Source organism: Lactococcus sp. NH2-7C (assembly GCF_029953655.1).
In the GTDB taxonomy this organism is placed as follows: domain Bacteria; phylum Bacillota; class Bacilli; order Lactobacillales; family Streptococcaceae; genus Lactococcus; species Lactococcus lactis.
On the sequence record NZ_CP124538.1, the window covers coordinates 1,429,011 to 1,447,098 of the forward strand.

Genomic DNA, 18,088 nt, shown 5'->3' on the forward strand with positions numbered 1-18,088 from the left:
TTTCTATGGAAGGGGAGGGATTCGAACCCCCGAACCCGAAGGAGCGGATTTACAGTCCGCCGCGTTTAGCCTCTTCGCTACCCTTCCAAACTCTTTATTCACTTAATGGCTGAAACAACCAATGGGAGTTAACGGGATCGAACCGCTGACCCTCTGCTTGTAAGGCAGATGCTCTCCCAGCTGAGCTAAACTCCCAAAACTTGGCCACTTGCCTATCTCCCAGGGGGCAACCCCCAAGTACTTCCGCCGTAGATGGACTTAACTTCTGTGTTCGACATGGGAACAGGTGTATCTCCATCGCAATGATGACCAAATCATTAAATGTTACCTTGAACATTCAAAACTAAATAACAATTCTTCTAACTTCTAAACCTTAAGCTTTTTATATTTGACTCTTTTGGTAAAGTCCTCGAGCGATTAGTACTGGTCCGCTCCAAGTCTCGCAACTCTTCCACTTCCAGCCTATCTACCAGATCATCTCTCTGGGCTCTTAATTCTTACGAATGGGTAATCTCATCTTGAGGTGGGCTTCGCACTTAGATGCTTTCAGCGCTTATCCCTTCCCTACATAGCTATCCAGCCGTGCTCCTGGCGGAACAACTGGTACACCAGCGGTAAGTCCATCCCGGTCCTCTCGTACTAAGGACAGATCCTCTCAAATTACCTACGCCCGCGACGGATAGGGACCGAACTGTCTCACGACGTTCTGAACCCAGCTCGCGTGCCGCTTTAATGGGCGAACAGCCCAACCCTTGGGACCGACTACAGCCCCAGGATGCGACGAGCCGACATCGAGGTGCCAAACCTCCCCGTCGATGTGAACTCTTGGGGGAGATAAGCCTGTTATCCCCAGGGTAGCTTTTATCCGTTGAGCGATGGCCCTTCCATGCGGTACCACCGGATCACTAAGTCCTAGTTTCCTACCTGCTCGAGTTGTAGCTCTCGCAGTCAAGCTGGCTTTTACCTTTACACTCTACGATTGATTTCCAACCAATCTGAGCCAACCTTTGAGCGCCTCCGTTACTCTTTAGGAGGCGACCGCCCCAGTCAAACTGTCCGTCAGACACTGTCTCCCTGGCCGATTATGCCAGCGGGTTAGAGTAACCATAAGTCAAGGGTAGTATCCCAACAACGCCTCAATAGAAACTAGCGTCCCTATTTCAATGGCTCCTACCTATCCTGTACATGACTTACAGGTACTCAATATCAAACTACAGTAAAGCTCCATGGGGTCTTTCCGTCCTGTCGCGGGTAACCTGCATCTTCACAGGTACTAAAATTTCACCGAGTCTCTCGTTGAGACAGTGCCCAAATCATTACGCCTTTCGTGCGGGTCGGAACTTACCCGACAAGGAATTTCGCTACCTTAGGACCGTTATAGTTACGGCCGCCGTTTACTGGGGCTTCAATTCATACCTTCGACTTACGTCTAAGCACTCCTCTTAACCTTCCAGCACCGGGCAGGCGTCACCCCCTATACATCACCTTGCGGTTTAGCAGAGAGCTGTGTTTTTGATAAACAGTTGCTTGGGCCTATTCACTGCGGCTGGCTTTTACACCAGCACCCCTTCTCCCGAAGTTACGGGGCTATTTTGCCGAGTTCCTTAACGAGAGTTCTCTCGATCACCTGAGGCTACTCGCCTCGACTACCTGTGTCGGTTTGCGGTACGGGTAGATATGACTTTACGCTAGAAGCTTTTCTTGGCAGTGTGACATCAGAGAGTTCGCAACCGTAGTTGCTTCCCCATCACAGCTCAATGTTAGAGAGAAATGCATTTGACACATCTCACACCTCACTGCTTAGACCAGAATCCATTAACTGGCATCTCTTAGCCTACTGCGTCCCTCCATCACGATCATATCTAGTACTGGAATATCAACCAGTTGTCCATCGACTACGCCTTTCGGCCTCGCCTTAGGTCCCGACTAACCCAGGGCGGACGAGCCTTCCCCTGGAAACCTTAGTCTTACGGTGGATAAGATTCTCACTTATCTTGCGCTACTCATACCGGCATTCTCACTTCTTAACGCTCCAGCACTCCTCACGGTATACCTTCTTCGCGGTTAAGAACGCTCTCCTACCATTGATAAAATATCAATCCAAAGCTTCGGTAATATGTTTAGCCCCGGTACATTTTCGGCGCAGGGTCACTCGACTAGTGAGCTATTACGCACTCTTTGAATGATAGCTGCTTCTGAGCTAACATCCTAGTTGTCTGTGCAACCCCACATCCTTTTCCACTTAACATATATTTTGGGACCTTAGCTGTTGGTCTGGGCTGTTTCCCTTTCGACTACGGATCTTAGCACTCGCAGTCTGACTGCCGAACATGTGTATTAGCATTCGGAGTTTATCTGAGATTGGTAATCCTAGACGGACCCCTCACCCAAACAGTGCTCTACCTCCAATACACTTACATTTCGACGCTAGCCCTAAAGCTATTTCGGAGAGAACCAGCTATCTCCCAGTTCGTTTGGAATTTCTCCGCTATCCACAAGTCATCCAAACACTTTTCAACGTGTCCTGGTTCGGGCCTCCAGTGCGTCTTACCACACCTTCACCCTGCTCATGGATAGGTCACTAGGTTTCGGGTCTACATCATGATACTAAGTCGCCCTATTCAGACTCGGTTTCCCTACGGCTCCGTCTCTTCAACTTAACCTCGCATCATAACGTAACTCGCCGGTTCATTCTACAAAAGGCACGCTCTCACCCATTAACGGGCTCGAACTTCTTGTAGGCACACGGTTTCAGGTGCTATTTCACTCCCCTCTCGGGGTTCTTTTCACCTTTCCCTCACGGTACTGGTTCACTATCGGTCACTAAGGAGTATTTAGGGTTGGGAGATGGTCCTCCCGGATTCAAACTGGATTTCGCGTGTCCAGCCCTACTCAGGATACTGCTAGGTATAAGCGCTATTTCGTCTACGGGATTATTACCCTCTTTGATTAACCTTCCCAGGTTATTCGACTATAATGCTTAAGTCCACGTTGCAGTCCTACAACCCCAAGAAGCAAGCTTCTTGGTTTGCCCTTCTTCGCGTTCGCTCGCCGCTACTTACGAAATCGTTTTTACTTTCTCTTCCTGCAGGTACTTAGATGTTTCAGTTCTCTGCGTTACCTTTACATGAGCTATGTATTCACTCATGAATAACTGCTAGTAGCAGCTGGGTTTCCCCATTCGGAGACCTAGGGATCAATGCGTACTTACTGCTCCCCCTAGAATATCGTCGTTAGTCACGTCCTTCTTCGGCTCTTAGTGCCAAGGCATCCACCGTGCGCCCTTATTAACTTTGCCATGATGATTTAAAATCATCGTTTTTCAAGTATAAGTTTGTAAATTCTTTAAAATTCACAGCTTTTGGTTTATTTATCGTTATTAGATATTGTTATTTAGTTTTCAATGTTCAAGTGATTTTAACGTCTTGTCTGACAATGGAGCCTAGCGGGATCGAACCGCTGACCTCCTGCGTGCAAAGCAGGCGCTCTCCCAGCTGAGCTAAGGCCCCACAATCAAGAAGTTGATTCTTGCTTAGGTTTATGACTAAACCCCTCAAAACTGAATAAAGTTGAATGCTCACGTCTTTGTATATATTCCTTAGAAAGGAGGTGATCCAGCCGCACCTTCCGATACGGCTACCTTGTTACGACTTCACCCCAGTCATCGGTCTTACCTTAGGAAGCGCCCTCCTTGCGGTTAGGCAACCTACTTCGGGTACTCCCAACTCCCGTGGTGTGACGGGCGGTGTGTACAAGGCCCGGGAACGTATTCACCGCGGCGTGCTGATCCGCGATTACTAGCGATTCCGACTTCATGTAGGCGAGTTGCAGCCTACAATCCGAACTGAGAATGGTTTTAAGAGATTAGCTAAACATCACTGTCTCGCGACTCGTTGTACCATCCATTGTAGCACGTGTGTAGCCCAGGTCATAAGGGGCATGATGATTTGACGTCATCCCCACCTTCCTCCGGTTTATCACCGGCAGTCTCGTTAGAGTGCCCAACTTAATGATGGCAACTAACAATAGGGGTTGCGCTCGTTGCGGGACTTAACCCAACATCTCACGACACGAGCTGACGACAACCATGCACCACCTGTATCCCGTGTCCCGAAGGAACTTCCTATCTCTAGGAATAGCACGAGTATGTCAAGACCTGGTAAGGTTCTTCGCGTTGCTTCGAATTAAACCACATGCTCCACCGCTTGTGCGGGCCCCCGTCAATTCCTTTGAGTTTCAACCTTGCGGTCGTACTCCCCAGGCGGAGTGCTTATTGCGTTAGCTGCGATACAGAGAACTTATAGCTCCCTACATCTAGCACTCATCGTTTACGGCGTGGACTACCAGGGTATCTAATCCTGTTTGCTCCCCACGCTTTCGAGCCTCAGTGTCAGTTACAGGCCAGAGAGCCGCTTTCGCCACCGGTGTTCCTCCATATATCTACGCATTTCACCGCTACACATGGAATTCCACTCTCCTCTCCTGCACTCAAGTCTACCAGTTTCCAATGCATACAATGGTTGAGCCACTGCCTTTTACACCAGACTTAATAAACCACCTGCGCTCGCTTTACGCCCAATAAATCCGGACAACGCTCGGGACCTACGTATTACCGCGGCTGCTGGCACGTAGTTAGCCGTCCCTTTCTGGGTAGTTACCGTCACTTGATGAGCTTTCCACTCTCACCAACGTTCTTCTCTACCAACAGAGTTTTACGATCCGAAAACCTTCTTCACTCACGCGGCGTTGCTCGGTCAGACTTTCGTCCATTGCCGAAGATTCCCTACTGCTGCCTCCCGTAGGAGTTTGGGCCGTGTCTCAGTCCCAATGTGGCCGATCACCCTCTCAGGTCGGCTATGTATCATCGCCTTGGTGAGCCTTTACCTCACCAACTAGCTAATACAACGCGGGATCATCTCTGAGTGATGCAATTGCATCTTTCAAACTTAAAACTTGTGTTTAAAGTTTTTATGCGGTATTAGCATTCGTTTCCAAATGTTGTCCCCCGCTCAAAGGCAGATTCCCCACGCGTTACTCACCCGTTCGCTGCTCATCCAGTCGGTACAAGTACCTTCCTTCAGCGCTCAACTTGCATGTATTAGGCACGCCGCCAGCGTTCGTCCTGAGCCAGGATCAAACTCTCAAATAAAGTATTTAAGTCACCGTAGTGACTGGCTTGTCTTTCATTATTGATTGACAGATTTTTGATGTCCTTAGACATCACATGAGTCATTCTTCTTTATTCAGTTTTCAATGGTCTAGCTTGTCGCTCTTCGACTCACGTCTCTCGCGACAACTATTATATTCTATCAAACCTACTCCGACTTGTCAACAATTAACTGTCCCTTTTACGGTTTTTTTTAGCTTACATCCGTTAAACCCCGCTGTTATCATGTTTTTTAATGTACAATTTTTTATAGAAAATGTAATTTATTGGTTTATTATTTGCCATGTAGATATTGTAAGAGAAAATTTAATAAAAAAACACTTCCATACGGAAGTGTTTTAAACATTGATATATGAATAATATTAACGTTTTGAAAATTGTGATGCTTTGCGGGCTTTTTTGAGACCTGGTTTTTTACGTTCAACCATACGGGCATCACGTGTAAGAAGTCCAGCGCGTTTCAAAGCACTACGGAAGTCTGGGTCTACTTGGAGCAATGCACGAGCGATTCCGTGACGGATAGCTCCTGCTTGACCTGATACACCACCACCGTTTACGTTTACGAGTGTATCGTAGCTACCTTCTGTTTGTGTAGCTGCAAATGGTTGGTTGATAACGAGACGCATGTCTGCGTGTGGGATGTAGCTTTCTACTTCACGTCCGTTAACTGTGATTTTACCAGTACCAGGTACGAGACGTACGCGTGCTACTGCATTTTTACGACGGCCTGTGCCGGCATATTGTACTTGTGCCATTATGTTCGTTCCTTCCTGATTAAATCAAACCTGTGATGTCAAGGACTTCAGGTTTTTGAGCTGTATGTGTGTGTTCTGCGCCAACAAACACTTTAAGTTTCATGCCTTGAGCACGTCCAAGTGTGTTGTGTGGAAGCATACCTTTTACTGATTTTTCAATCAAACGTACAGCATTTTTTTCACGGAGTTCACCAGCAGTAACTGATTTCAATCCACCTGGGTGAAGTGAGTGTGAGTAATATACTTTATCAGTTGCTTTTTTACCAGTCAATTTGATTTTTTCAGCGTTAACAACGATTACGAAATCACCTGTATCAGTGTGTGGTGTGTATGTTGGTTTGTTTTTTCCGCGAAGTACGCTTGCGACAACTGCAGAAAGACGTCCAAGAGGAACATCAGTTGCATCGACGACGTACCATTTACGGTCAACGTTTTGAGCGTTAGCCATGAATGTAGTTTTCATCATTTTGGTTATTTTCCTTTTACTAGAATTTGTTTACAGCAGGTGTAAGAGTCCTGCAAAGTATTTTTGGGTTTCCGGGGCCACAAAAATGGGGTAAACAATACCGTTTATCATCATATCATATTATTCCTAATTTTGTCAAGACATTTTAGGCATTATATTCCCTCTATTGACTTCTTTTCGTGGATTCTGTATTTTTTAACTCTATATTTTTTGAGATATAGCCTTGTGGTTTTTGCTACAAGCGTTATGATAGCAGTTTCATTTGAAGTGTGATAGACTTTTTAAAGATAGTTTATATATTACAAATTGCAGCTACCTTTTTTAGGAACTTATGTAAATTACCCTTAGGAATTTTGGAATTTATTTTAGAAAATAGGAGTTTGATGATGTTTTTAGCGATTAATGAAATTAAGCATTCCAAATTAAGATATGCTCTCGTAATTGGTGTCATGTTTTTGATTTCCTATCTTGTGTTTTTCTTATCTGGTTTAGCCTATGGTTTAGCTCAAGAAAATAGGATGGCAGTTGATAAATGGAAAGCAACAGATATTTTTTTATCTGAGAAAGCCAATGATTCTCTCAATATGTCAATGATTGATTCAGATCTTGCCAGTCAGGTGAAGGCGAAAGAAAAGGCCGTTCTCGCTCAGGCTGCTGGTATTATTTATGATGCCAATGATGAAAGTAAAAAAAATAATGTCAGTTTTTTTGGAATTAATTCAAATGAATTTTTAAATCCCAATATCATTGAGGGGAGGGATTTTAAAAATAGGGGTGAGGTGGTAGCTGATATTAGTTTTAAAAATCAATATGATTATAAAATTGATGATAAAATTAAATTAGCAACCAATAATGAAGTATTGACTATTGTTGGTTTTACAGATAATGCTAAATTCAATATTTCACCTGTGCTTTATACTTCTTTAGATACTTTCCAACAAATACGTTATGGTTCAAATTCCAATTTTCAACCTAAAACTACTTACAACGCTATTGTCACGCGCGGAAAAATTAGCCAACAGCCTAAAGGTCTCCAAAAATTATCTATCAGTAAATTTATAGATAAACTTCCTGGTTATAGTGCACAAGTTTTGACCTTTGGTTTCATGATTGGCTTTCTAGTGGTTATTGCTGCGGTAGTCATTGGAATCTTTATTTATGTTCTGACAATGCAAAAAATAGCAATTTTTGGTGTAATGAAAGCTCAGGGAATTTCCAGTCGCTTTATTAGTAATTCGGTCATTGCTCAAACTTTTATTTTAGCTTTTAGTGGTGTATTAATTGGTTTGTTAGCCACTTTAGGTTCTGCGTTAATTTTACCAGAAGCTGTTCCTTTTCAAACAAATCTCATCTTCTTTGGAGTGATTACTCTTTTAATGATTGTGGTTGCAATTGTGGGTGCTTTATTCTCTGTCAGAGCAATTGTCAAAATTGATCCACTAAAAGCGATTGGATAGGAGAAATAATGAAAGCTATTGAATTAAAAAATGTCAAAAAATCTTTTAAGGATGGGGATGAAACAATAGAGGCTTTAAAAGAGACTAACTTCTCCGTTGATAAGGGTGAGTTTGTGGCAATCATTGGCCCTTCAGGTTCTGGGAAAAGTACCTTACTTACTATTGCCGGCGGACTACAAAGTCCTTCTTCTGGAGAAATTTGGATAAATGGGCGAGCTTTAAATGAAAAAAAGGAGAAATCACGCGCTAAGGTTCGTTTTGAAGAAATTGGTTTTATTTTACAAGCCTCTAATCTCGTGCCCTTCTTAACGGTTAAGAAACAACTTCAATTGGTCGACAAGGTAAATAAGGTAAAAGAAAATGAATCAGGCTTAGACTTACTCAAGCGTTTGGGGCTTGAAAAATTGGTGGATAAATATCCTGAGGAACTTTCTGGTGGAGAACGGCAACGGGTAGCTATTGTTCGTGCTTTATATAATGACCCTACAATCATTTTGGCTGATGAACCAACGGCAAGTTTGGATACTGAAAAAGCATATGAAGTGGTTAGAATATTAGCTAAGGAAGCAAAAGAAAAAAATAAGGCAACAATTATGGTCACTCATGATTTACGTTTGGTTGATTATTGTGACAAAGTTTATCTGATGGAAGATGGGCGTTTAAGTGAGAAAGTTGACTAACTTTGAGGTCTTCGTATTTAGAATATGAAGACTTTTTTCATTATTTTACAACATGTTTGCTATAATAGATTTTAATAAGAAATTATTTTTAATAAATGGTCGGATTCTTATTCGAGAATAGCCAATTTATGGTAGAATGTTCTTATGAATATTGTTCTAAAATTAGAGACTAAAGAACGCCAACAACTCGCTGAAAAATACAAATCCTATGAGCAAGTTTCCAAAAATCCTTACATCACTTTTTTTGCTAAGGTTGGGAAAACTTCTATCTCGGTTTATACTTCTGGAAAAGTTGTTTTTCAAGGAAACGAGGCTGAAAAATTAGCGAGTGACTTTGGTCATATTGCTCAAGTCGTTCCTCAAAAACAAACAAATCTTATTGGGACTGACGAGGTGGGCAACGGGTCATATTTTGGTGGTTTAATGGTTACTGCTAGTTTTGTCAGTGAAGAAAACTTGAATTTTCTAAAGGAAATTGGAGTCGCTGATTCTAAAAAATTAACTGACGAAAAAATTTGTCAAATTGCTCCAAAATTGATTGATAGAATTCCACATGTTGCTTTAGTGGTTGAACCTGCCAAGTATAATGAGGTGATTGCTTCTGGTTATAATGCTGTCAGCATTAAAGTTGCCCTCCATAATCAAGCCATTTATCTTCTTGAAAAAAAGTTAGGTCATAGGCCCGAAAATATTGTTATTGATGCTTTTACAACGGAAGCAAATTATAAAAAATATGTTAATAAAGAGCAAAATCGTCCGCTGACAAAAGTAACTTTACTGACAAAAGCTGAAGATCAATTTCTGGCTGTAGCTGTCAGTTCGATTATTTCTCGCTATCTCTTTTTAGAAAATCTAAAAAAATTATCTAAAGCATCAGGTTTCAGATTACCCAGTGGGGCCGGAAATTTGTCTGACAAAATCGCAGCACAAATTATCAAAAGTCAAGGAATTGATGCTCTGAATCATTTAGCAAAACTTCATTTTGCTAATACACAAAAAGCGATTAAAATCGCTCAATTATAGAAAGTAAAATTATGATGAAATTTTTAAAAGAGTGGGGATTGTTTCTCTTTATAATTGTCGCTATTCTTCTCTCCCGTGTCTTTCTTTGGTCACTTGTTGTTGTCGATGGTCATTCAATGGACCCAACTTTAGCTGACAAGGAACGTCTGGTTATTGTAAGAAAATCAACGATTAATCGTTTTGATATTGTTGTTGCCAAAGAAGAAACAGCCGATGGTTCAACTAAAGATATTGTGAAACGTGTCATTGGAATGCCCGGAGATACTATAAAATTCGATCACGACCAACTCACGATCAACAACAAAGTCTATCCAGAAAACTATCTCAAAGATTACCAAAAGCAGCTTGCTGATGGACAACTTGAAAAAACTTATGGTAACTATCCTTTAACAAATGGGCTCAGTGAACAAAATCGCAGTTTATTTGTCAGTTTAGCTCAAAGCACTAAAGCATTCACAACCGACAGCACTGGTAATCCAACCTTTACAGTAAAAGTTCCTGAGGGACAATACTTCCTGATGGGGGATAATCGTGTAGTTTCTCAAGATAGTCGAGCAGTTGGAACTTTCAAACGTTCAGCAATTGTTGGCGAAGCAAAATTACGAGTGTGGCCACTCAATAAAATTTCTTTCTTTTAAGAAATTGATAGAAAAAGTTACTGACAGATATTCTGTCAGTAACTTTTTTATTTGTCATTAAATATATTTCCCAATTGAACATCAATTGAGCGGTTAGCAATGTCAATTCGGTCAACTTTCAAAATTGATTTGTAATCATCAATCAATCGCTCACCTTTAAATGGTCCTTCAAGAAAAACGGCAACACCGGCAAGTAAACAATCAAATTCATGAACAAGACTTCTCATTCCATTGATTGTTCCTGCGCCTTTCATGAAGTCGTCAACGATCAAAACATTTTGACCAATTGAAAGGCTCCGTTTGGATAAAGTCATATTTTCAACACGAGAGCTTGAGCCTGACATATAATTTACATTAAGCGTTGCCCCTTCAGTCACTTTAGGGTCACGACGAACAATTACGAAAGGAACATCTAGAATCTCAGCAACTGACTGAGCAATTGGAATCCCTTTTGTGGCAATAGTCATAACGACATCAACTTGCTTTTCATGATACTCATGAGCAATAATTTGACCGATTTTACGAAGATTTGATGGAGTACCCAAAATATCTGACAGATAAATATATCCTCCAGGTAAAATTCGATTTTCTTCACGTAAAAGTTCAGCAATTTCCTGACTCATTTCCAACGAACGTTCGTCAGTAATGTAAGGCGTAAACCGAACTCCTCCAAGGCTACCTGGAAAAGTTTCAACCAGACCTACTCCTTGGTTTTCAAAAACACGTTTGATAAATACTAAATCTTCTGAAATAGAGGATTTGGCTACCTCATAGTGCTTACTTAATTCATTTAAATTTAGCATTTGATTGGGATGATTAATTAAAAAATTTGTAAAATCAACTAAACGTTCGTTTCTTTTCATTTATTATCTCATCTCCTATTTGATAAGCTTATTATAGCATGCCATTTCCGAACATTCAAGTTTCACATGAAACAATTTTACTGTCAGTTTTCAGATTCATAAAATATTTTTCTGTCAGTAACGTTTTATTTTAAAAGTAAATAAAAAAAGCAGTACCACTTAGATACTACTTTCTCACTTTTAGGAGTAAAGTTATGAAAAAATTTTTTTGGAATAAATATATTATAGCTTCACTGACTTAATGGTTCATTAAGTCAAGATAAAGTGAAACTAAACCAAAGAAAATCTTGTCAGTAAAAAAATAACCTGTCAGTACTGACAGATTATCTCATATTTTTAAAATTAGAGCTTAGTCAGCGTTACGGCCGTTTTTAGCAATAATTTCTTCTTGTACTGATTTAGGTACGTCTGAATAGTGGTCAAATACCATCATGAAAGTACCACGTCCTTGTGTAGATGAACGGAGAGTAGTTGCGTAACCGAACATTTCAGCAAGTGGAACGAAAGCATTAACGATTTGTGATTTACCGTGAGCTTCCATTGAGTTAACTTGACCACGACGAGCAGTCACGTGACCCATGATATCTCCAAGGTTTTCTTCAGGAACAGTGATTGTAACTTTCATCATTGGTTCAAGAATTGCTGGTTTCGCAGTTTTAGCAGCTTCTTTCATTGCAAGAGAAGCGGCAACTTTGAAGGCAGTTTCTGATGAATCGACATCATGGTATGAACCATCATAAAGTTTAGCTTTAATGTCAACCATTGGGTATCCAGCAAGGACACCATTAGCCATAGTTTCTACCAAACCTTTTTCAACGGCTGGTACGAATTCACGAGGAACGACACCACCGACGATAGCATTTTCAAATTCAAATCCAGCGCCTTCTTCGTTAGGTGTAAATTCGATCCATACGTCACCGTATTGACCTTTACCACCTGATTGACGTTTGAAGAATCCACGTGCTGAAGTTCCAGCACGGAATGTTTCACGGTAAGCAACTTGAGGAGCACCAACGTTTGCTTCAACTTTGAATTCACGTTTCATACGGTCAACAAGAACGTCCAAGTGAAGTTCACCCATACCAGAGATAACTGTTTCACCAGTTTCTGGGTTTGTTTCAACACGGAAAGTTGGATCTTCTTCAGCCAATTTTTGAAGGGCAACACCCATCTTATCTTGGTCAGCTTTAGTTTTAGGTTCAACCATCAATTGGATAACTGGTTCTGGAACTTCAATTGATTCAAGGATGATTTTAGCTTTTTCATCTGTCAATGAGTCACCAGTTGTTGTATTTTTCAAACCAACAGCAGCAGCGATATCCCCAGCGTAAACTGTTTGGATTTCTTTACGAGTGTTAGCGTGCATTTGAAGAATACGTCCGATACGTTCACGTTTACCTTTTGAAGTATTCAAAACGTATGAACCAGCATCAAGTGTACCTGAGTAAACGCGGAAGAATGAAAGACGTCCAACAAATGGGTCTGTCATGATTTTGAAAGCAAGAGCTGCAAATGGTTCTTCATCTGAAGCTGGGCGTTCGTCTTCTTCGTCTGTATCTGGGTTAACACCTTTGATTGCAGGGATATCAAGTGGGCTTGGAAGGTAGTCAATAACTGCATCAAGCATCATTTGAACACCTTTGTTCTTGAAGGCAGAACCAGCAAGCATTGGGTAGAAGTCAACATTGATTGTTGCTTTACGGATAGCAGCTTTAAGTTCTGCTTCTGGAATTTCTTCACCAGCAAAATATTTTTCCATGATATCTTCATCGAAATCAGCAATTGCTTCGATGAGTTTTTCACGCCATTCGTTTGCAAGCTCTGTGTATTCTTCTGCATTGAAATCCAAAGCTGCTAATTCAGCGTTAAATTCGTCTGAACCTACAACAGTTTCTTTAATATCTGTACCAAGGTCATTAGTGTAGATTTCAGATTTCATAGTTACCAAGTCAATGATACCGATGAAGTCATCTTCTGCACCAATTGGAATTTGGATTGGATGAGCATTAGCACCCAAACGATCTCCCAAAGTAGAAAGTGAGTAGTAGAAATCAGCACCGATTTTGTCCATTTTGTTAGCAAAAACGATACGTGGAACACCGTATTCAGTCGCTTGACGCCATACAGTTTCTGTTTGTGGTTCAACACCTGATTGAGCATCAAGAACGGTAACAGCACCATCAAGAACACGGAGTGAACGTTGTACTTCGATTGTGAAGTCCACGTGACCTGGTGTGTCAATGATATTTACGCGGTTACCTTTCCATTCAGCAGTTGTTGCTGCAGATGTGATTGTGATACCACGTTCTTGTTCTTGCTCCATCCAGTCCATTTGTGATGCACCTTCGTGAGTTTCACCGATTTTATGGATTTTACCAGTGTAGTAAAGAACACGTTCAGTTGTTGTTGTTTTACCAGCATCGACGTGGGCCATGATACCGATATTACGTGTATTAGCAAGTGAAAATTCGCGAGCCATTTTGTTCTCCTATTTGATTTTAGTCATGAGAATTTCTCATTAGTTTTATTGTATCAAATTTATGTTAAAAAATTAAAACAAAACCGAGCAGGCGAGGAGCCCAAGCCCGGTAATGTTCGTTTTTACATCAATTCGATGTTTTTCGCAATCTTTTTTTAGATTGTAAAATTGGAATTGCTAAATGGATACGAGGACAAAGGTTCCGAAACGTACTGAAGTACGCGAGGGTTCTTTCGACGAAGTAGCCATGACGCAATTACGATTTTACCAGCGGAAGTGAGCGAACGCACGGTTAGCTTCAGCCATTTTGTGAGTATCTTCACGTTTTTTGACTGCTGCACCTGTGTTGTTAGCTGCATCCAAGATTTCTTTTGCAAGACGATCTTGCATTGTGTGTTCACCACGGTTACGAGCGATTGTTACCAACCAACGAAGTCCAAGAGTTGTACGACGTTCTGGACGAACTTCAACTGGGACTTGATAGTTAGAACCACCGACACGACGAGCACGAACTTCAAGAACTGGCATGATGTTTTCCATAGCAGTTTCGAAGACTTCGAGTGGGTTGTTTCCAGTAGCTTCTTCAATTTGTTTGAAGGCACCGTAAACGATTTGAGCCGCAACACCACGTTTACCATCAAGCATAACGCGGTTGATAAGACGAGTTACGACGATTGAGTTGTACATTGGATCTGCCAAAACTTCACGTTTTGGGGCACGATTTTTACGCATTCTTACTTATCTCCCTTCTTAAGCTTTTGGTTTTTTAGCACCGTATTTAGAACGGCTTTGTTTACGGTCAGCGACACCTGCTGTATCAAGTGCACCACGAACGATATGGTAACGTACCCCTGGAAGGTCTTTTACACGTCCACCACGAAGAAGTACAACACTGTGTTCTTGGAGGTTGTGTCCGATACCTGGAATGTACGCTGTTACTTCCATAAGGTTTGAAAGACGTACACGCGCGAATTTACGAAGCGCTGAGTTAGGTTTTTTAGGAGTCATAGTACCAACACGAGTTGCTACTCCACGTTTTTGTGGGCTTGCAAGTTTAGTTTGTACTTTTTTACGGCTGTTGTAGCCAACGTTCATTGCTGGTGATTTAGATTTAGTCACTTGAGCACGACGTGGTTTGCGTACCAATTGGTTAATTGTAGGCATTTTACTGTCTGCTTTTTGTATTTTTCCACATTTTATGCGAAGCGATGAGAAATACAAAAGCATTCCTTTCTTTTTATTGGATGGCGAATCGCCAATTTTTTAGTCAGTATATGGTCGCTTAAGCCAAGTTCTGACAAGAAGTTTAGCAACTTATACAAGTTCTCCTGAGAGTCCAAAGTAAAAAGTACCGTTTAATATAATATCATTTTTTATAACAATTGTCAATCTATTTTCTAGAATTGATTTTGAAAAAATAAAACTATTTAATCATCTATCAAATTTTGAATCTATTGTACCTTACGATTAGACTATGGTATAATCGAGTCATGAAAAAAATTGCAATTATTTTTTGTAGTTTCCTGATTAGTTTGTCAGTCCTTTCGGGCTTTTCTGTCAGTGCCGCTACGACTCCAACGACAAATGACTTTACGGTTGCTGCTAAATCAGCGATTGCTATTGATGCCTCAAGTGGTAAAATTTTATACGCGCAAAATGCTGATGATGCAAGCACTCGGATTGCCTCTATCACTAAATTACTGACAGCTTATTTAGTTTACAAAAATGTAGCTGAGAATAAATTGACTTGGAATACTAAAGTTCCTATTTCAGACTACGCTTATGAATTAACTCAAAATTCTAATGCTTCCAATATTCCCCTTGCTCAAAATGGTCAATATACTGTCAAAGATTTATTGAATGCTTTACTTCTTCCGTCAGCAAATTCTGCTGCTGTCGCTTTAGCTGAAAAAATTGCTGGTTCAGAACCAAAATTTGTTGATATGATGACAAAACAAATGAAAGAATGGGGAATTACTGACAGCCATCTCGTCAATGCTTCTGGCTTACCAAATGATGATTTAAACGGTCATATTTATCCAGGGTCTGGTGCCTCAGCAACAAACACAATGAGCGCAAAGGCCGTAGCAACACTCAGTTATCATCTTATTAAAGATTTCCCAGAAATTCTTCAAATAACTAAAAAAACAGAAATTCCTTTTGATACCGGCAATGAAGCAAAGATGACCTTAACTAATACCAATCAAATGCTTAGTGGTTTTTCTACTTCAAGAACTGGTGTGGATGGCTTGAAAACAGGTTCAACAAGCTTTCAAATTGACTGTTTTGCTGGAACAACAAATCAAAATGGCTTTAGAATCATAACGGTTGTTTTAGAAGCTACAGATCCTGCTGCTGACAACTCAACTCCTTTCACCCTCACAAATCAACTGATGAACTATGTTTATGGTCATTGGCGTACGACAAGTCTTGTACAAAAAAATCAATCCTTAGATGATTTTAAAGAAATTGCTGTGACTGATGGAAAAGAAAAATCTGTTCAACTCGTTGCTCCACAAAATATCACTCCCGTTGTTCCTTATGCTACAGATGGTAGTGCAGATACAAAATCACTGACAGTCAAATTCAGCAAGAAAAAAACAGCCTCAGTTGAAGCAACTGTGACTAAAAACCAAAAACTTGTCACTCTTTCTACTACGGTAAAGGATAGTTTAGGTTATCTTCCAAATTGTACCGCAGAGCAAATTCCATTGGTTGCCAAGAAAACTGTCCCTCGCAGTAGCGCTCCAAAGGTTTTTTGGAATCATTTTGTAAATTTTGTTAATGAAAAACTCTAAAATTTTACTGACAGAAAATCTGTCAGCAAAATTAGCTCACAAAAAAAGCCGTCAATTTACTGACAGCTTTTTTGTTATCCTTTAGATTTTACAATTGCAAGTAAAATTGCACCTGTTACGAATAGAACAATCCCAATCCCAACATAAACCAATTCTTTTTTGGTTTTCTTTTCACCAAGGAAGAGAATTCCTCCAATAGTTGAAATGATGACACCTAATTGTGAAAATGAAAAGGCAATTGCGTTACCAGCAGCGCTTGCAGCCATAAGCATGAAGATATTACCTACACCCCACATTGCTCCAACAATCATATTTTGATAAACATATTTTTTCATTTTAATTTTGAAACGCCCCATCACAAGTGCTCCAAAAATCATTCCAACTGACATTGGTAAGATAATTGTCAATGTATCAAAATGAACATTGAACCAAAGTACTGCTAAGTTATTGAAAAGAATAACATAGATAACATATCCCAATGTTGAGTAAGTTAAAGCAGTCAATCCTTTAGTGTAATTACGTCCTTCTTCAACAACTGCATTTTCTGGGTCACGCTTAGCTGAGAAATAGAACCCAATTACCAAAACAGCCATCGCAATAAATCCGAGAATAAATTGAATTTGTTTTGTCCATTCGTGGAAAGCAAAAACCCCAATCAATCCACCAATTACTAATTGACTTCCTGATGAAAGTGGACTTGCTACTGAAACACCCATGTATTTCATTGAATTAAACTGACCAAATTGTCCAATTGCCCAAAGCAATCCACCAATAAATCCAATTAAGAAAATTTGCCATGTCAACGTTGGCATGCGGAATAAGAAAACAATAAGTGCAAAAACAAAAGCGCCCAAAGTCATTCCAAGTGTTTGTTGTTTAGCATCACCACCAAATTTATTAGCTACAAATCCGATAGAACCCCAAGCAAACATTGGAACAAGCGCGAGAAGAACTCCTTGCATGTGTATATTTACCTCTTTAAAATAATTTTTTACTTAAAAAATTAAGCATTTCTCTATTTTACTCTTTTTTTTGGAAAAAACAAGAGATAAAAGAATACATAAGATTCATAACTGTTCAAGTAAATTTATTTTCTTTTTTCTATTAGGACTAAAATTGGCGGCGTATGAATTTGGTTAAGAGGTGCATAAGAAGTCACTTCCCAGTCCTTTTGTGGCAAACTAGAAGTCCACTTAATAACGGCATCTTTTTCTTCCATTCCCCCCTCATGACCGTAATAAATCATAATCGCAATTCTTCCACCTACAACTAACTGATTAGTCAAAGCATCTAGAGCAGTCAAAGTGGTATCAGCCTTTGTAACCACACTTTTATCAGTTTTTGGTAAATAGCCAAGATTAAAAATAGCTGCTTTGATTGGCTCTTTGACATATTCAGAAAGATTTTCATGACCAGACAAAACTAAATTTACTGACGGCTCTGTCAGTAAATTCGAGAGATTTTTTTCAAATATTTGATTCTTTATTCCAGCATCATCTAAACGTTTTTCAGTTGCATTTAACGCTTCTTCTTGCACATCAAAAGCATATACATTCGCCCCTAATTCCGCTAAAAATTGAGTATCATAACCATTACCCATCGTTGCATCTACCACAACATCATTAGTTTTGATGATATCTTTCAACATCCAGTGAGCCATTTCTAACTGTTTTAACATTTATTCCCTCATTACTTTCTAATTATTTTTATATACCAATTTCAGTTTTACTAACAGATTTTCAATTTCTTTCCTATTATAACA

General features: G+C 40.2%; 13 protein-coding genes, 3 tRNA genes and 3 rRNA genes. 5 read left to right on the top strand and 14 right to left on the bottom strand.

Annotation, left to right across the window (positions count from 1 at the left end; all coding sequences use genetic code 11):
* Positions 1-6: 6 nt before the first annotated feature.
* The 8 genes from QJV49_RS07210 to rplM form a co-directional block, all read right to left on the bottom strand.
* Positions 7-87, bottom strand: a tRNA-Tyr gene (locus QJV49_RS07210).
* A 35-nt stretch (positions 88-122) separates the two neighbouring features.
* Positions 123-195 (bottom strand) — tRNA-Val (locus QJV49_RS07215).
* A 3-nt stretch (positions 196-198) separates the two neighbouring features.
* Positions 199-314: ribosomal RNA gene (rrf, locus tag QJV49_RS07220) — 5S ribosomal RNA — on the bottom strand.
* Positions 315-397: 83 nt separating this feature from the next.
* Positions 398-3,298, bottom strand: a 23S ribosomal RNA gene (locus tag QJV49_RS07225).
* Between the two features lie 138 nt (positions 3,299-3,436).
* Positions 3,437-3,509: transfer RNA gene (locus tag QJV49_RS07230), tRNA-Ala, on the bottom strand.
* A 93-nt stretch (positions 3,510-3,602) separates the two neighbouring features.
* Positions 3,603-5,149 (bottom strand): 16S ribosomal RNA (locus tag QJV49_RS07235).
* The 16S, 23S and 5S rRNA genes sit together here with 3 tRNA genes alongside, the layout of an rRNA operon.
* Before the next feature lie 380 nt (positions 5,150-5,529).
* Entirely contained in the window at positions 5,530-5,922 is a 393-nt protein-coding gene (gene rpsI / locus QJV49_RS07240) for a 30S ribosomal protein S9 (RefSeq protein ID WP_004254378.1), read from the bottom strand.
* A 19-nt stretch (positions 5,923-5,941) separates the two neighbouring features.
* The gene (gene rplM, locus QJV49_RS07245; RefSeq protein ID WP_010906417.1) at positions 5,942-6,388 is read right to left on the bottom strand and encodes a 50S ribosomal protein L13; all 447 of its coding nucleotides are present in this window, start codon (positions 6,386-6,388) and stop codon (positions 5,942-5,944) included.
* A 386-nt stretch (positions 6,389-6,774) separates the two neighbouring features.
* Here rplM and QJV49_RS07250 point away from each other — a divergent pair, with 386 nt between their 5' ends.
* The 4 genes from QJV49_RS07250 (at position 6,775) to lepB (ending at position 10,186) form a co-directional block, all read left to right on the top strand.
* Positions 6,775-7,845 carry an ABC transporter permease gene (locus QJV49_RS07250; protein ID WP_225513087.1) on the top strand — a complete coding sequence of 357 codons (1,071 nt, stop codon included), beginning with the start codon at positions 6,775-6,777 and terminating at the stop codon, positions 7,843-7,845.
* Positions 7,846-7,853: 8 nt separating this feature from the next.
* Positions 7,854-8,525 carry an ABC transporter ATP-binding protein gene (locus tag QJV49_RS07255; RefSeq protein WP_225513086.1) on the top strand — a complete coding sequence of 224 codons (672 nt, stop codon included), beginning with the start codon at positions 7,854-7,856 and terminating at the stop codon, positions 8,523-8,525.
* Between the two features lie 144 nt (positions 8,526-8,669).
* The gene (gene rnhC, locus QJV49_RS07260) at positions 8,670-9,548 is read left to right on the top strand and encodes a ribonuclease HIII (protein WP_225513085.1); all 879 of its coding nucleotides are present in this window, start codon (positions 8,670-8,672) and stop codon (positions 9,546-9,548) included.
* An 11-nt stretch (positions 9,549-9,559) separates the two neighbouring features.
* Positions 9,560-10,186, top strand: a complete 627-nt coding sequence (gene lepB / locus QJV49_RS07265) for a signal peptidase I (RefSeq protein ID WP_225513084.1) — start codon at positions 9,560-9,562, stop codon at positions 10,184-10,186.
* A gap of 47 nt (positions 10,187-10,233) precedes the next feature.
* Here the strand turns inward: lepB and purR are convergent, their stop codons facing one another.
* The 4 genes from purR to rpsL form a co-directional block, all read right to left on the bottom strand.
* Complete coding sequence (purR, locus tag QJV49_RS07270; RefSeq protein ID WP_010906422.1) at positions 10,234-11,049, bottom strand: pur operon repressor; 816 nt, start codon at positions 11,047-11,049, stop codon at positions 10,234-10,236.
* A 349-nt stretch (positions 11,050-11,398) separates the two neighbouring features.
* The gene (fusA, locus tag QJV49_RS07275) at positions 11,399-13,528 is read right to left on the bottom strand and encodes an elongation factor G (RefSeq protein WP_225513082.1); all 2,130 of its coding nucleotides are present in this window, start codon (positions 13,526-13,528) and stop codon (positions 11,399-11,401) included.
* A gap of 264 nt (positions 13,529-13,792) precedes the next feature.
* Positions 13,793-14,260 (bottom strand): 30S ribosomal protein S7, encoded by a 468-nt coding sequence (rpsG, locus tag QJV49_RS07280; protein WP_003129876.1) that lies wholly within the window; start codon positions 14,258-14,260, stop codon positions 13,793-13,795.
* Positions 14,261-14,278: 18 nt separating this feature from the next.
* Positions 14,279-14,692, bottom strand: coding sequence for a 30S ribosomal protein S12 (rpsL, locus tag QJV49_RS07285; RefSeq protein ID WP_003129874.1), 414 nt, complete (start codon positions 14,690-14,692; stop codon positions 14,279-14,281).
* A 326-nt stretch (positions 14,693-15,018) separates the two neighbouring features.
* On the opposite strand from rpsL, the gene QJV49_RS07290 reads away from it, so the two are divergent.
* Positions 15,019-16,326, top strand: coding sequence for a serine hydrolase (locus QJV49_RS07290; protein WP_225513081.1), 1,308 nt, complete (start codon positions 15,019-15,021; stop codon positions 16,324-16,326).
* Between the two features lie 74 nt (positions 16,327-16,400).
* Here the strand turns inward: QJV49_RS07290 and QJV49_RS07295 are convergent, their stop codons facing one another.
* Together QJV49_RS07295 and QJV49_RS07300 are read right to left on the bottom strand one after the other, a co-directional pair.
* A complete protein-coding gene (locus QJV49_RS07295) occupies positions 16,401-17,288 on the bottom strand; it encodes a GRP family sugar transporter (RefSeq protein ID WP_225513080.1) in 888 nt (295 codons plus the stop codon).
* A 125-nt stretch (positions 17,289-17,413) separates the two neighbouring features.
* Positions 17,414-18,004, bottom strand: coding sequence for a class I SAM-dependent methyltransferase (locus QJV49_RS07300; RefSeq protein ID WP_225513079.1), 591 nt, complete (start codon positions 18,002-18,004; stop codon positions 17,414-17,416).
* Positions 18,005-18,088: the final 84 nt, after the last annotated feature.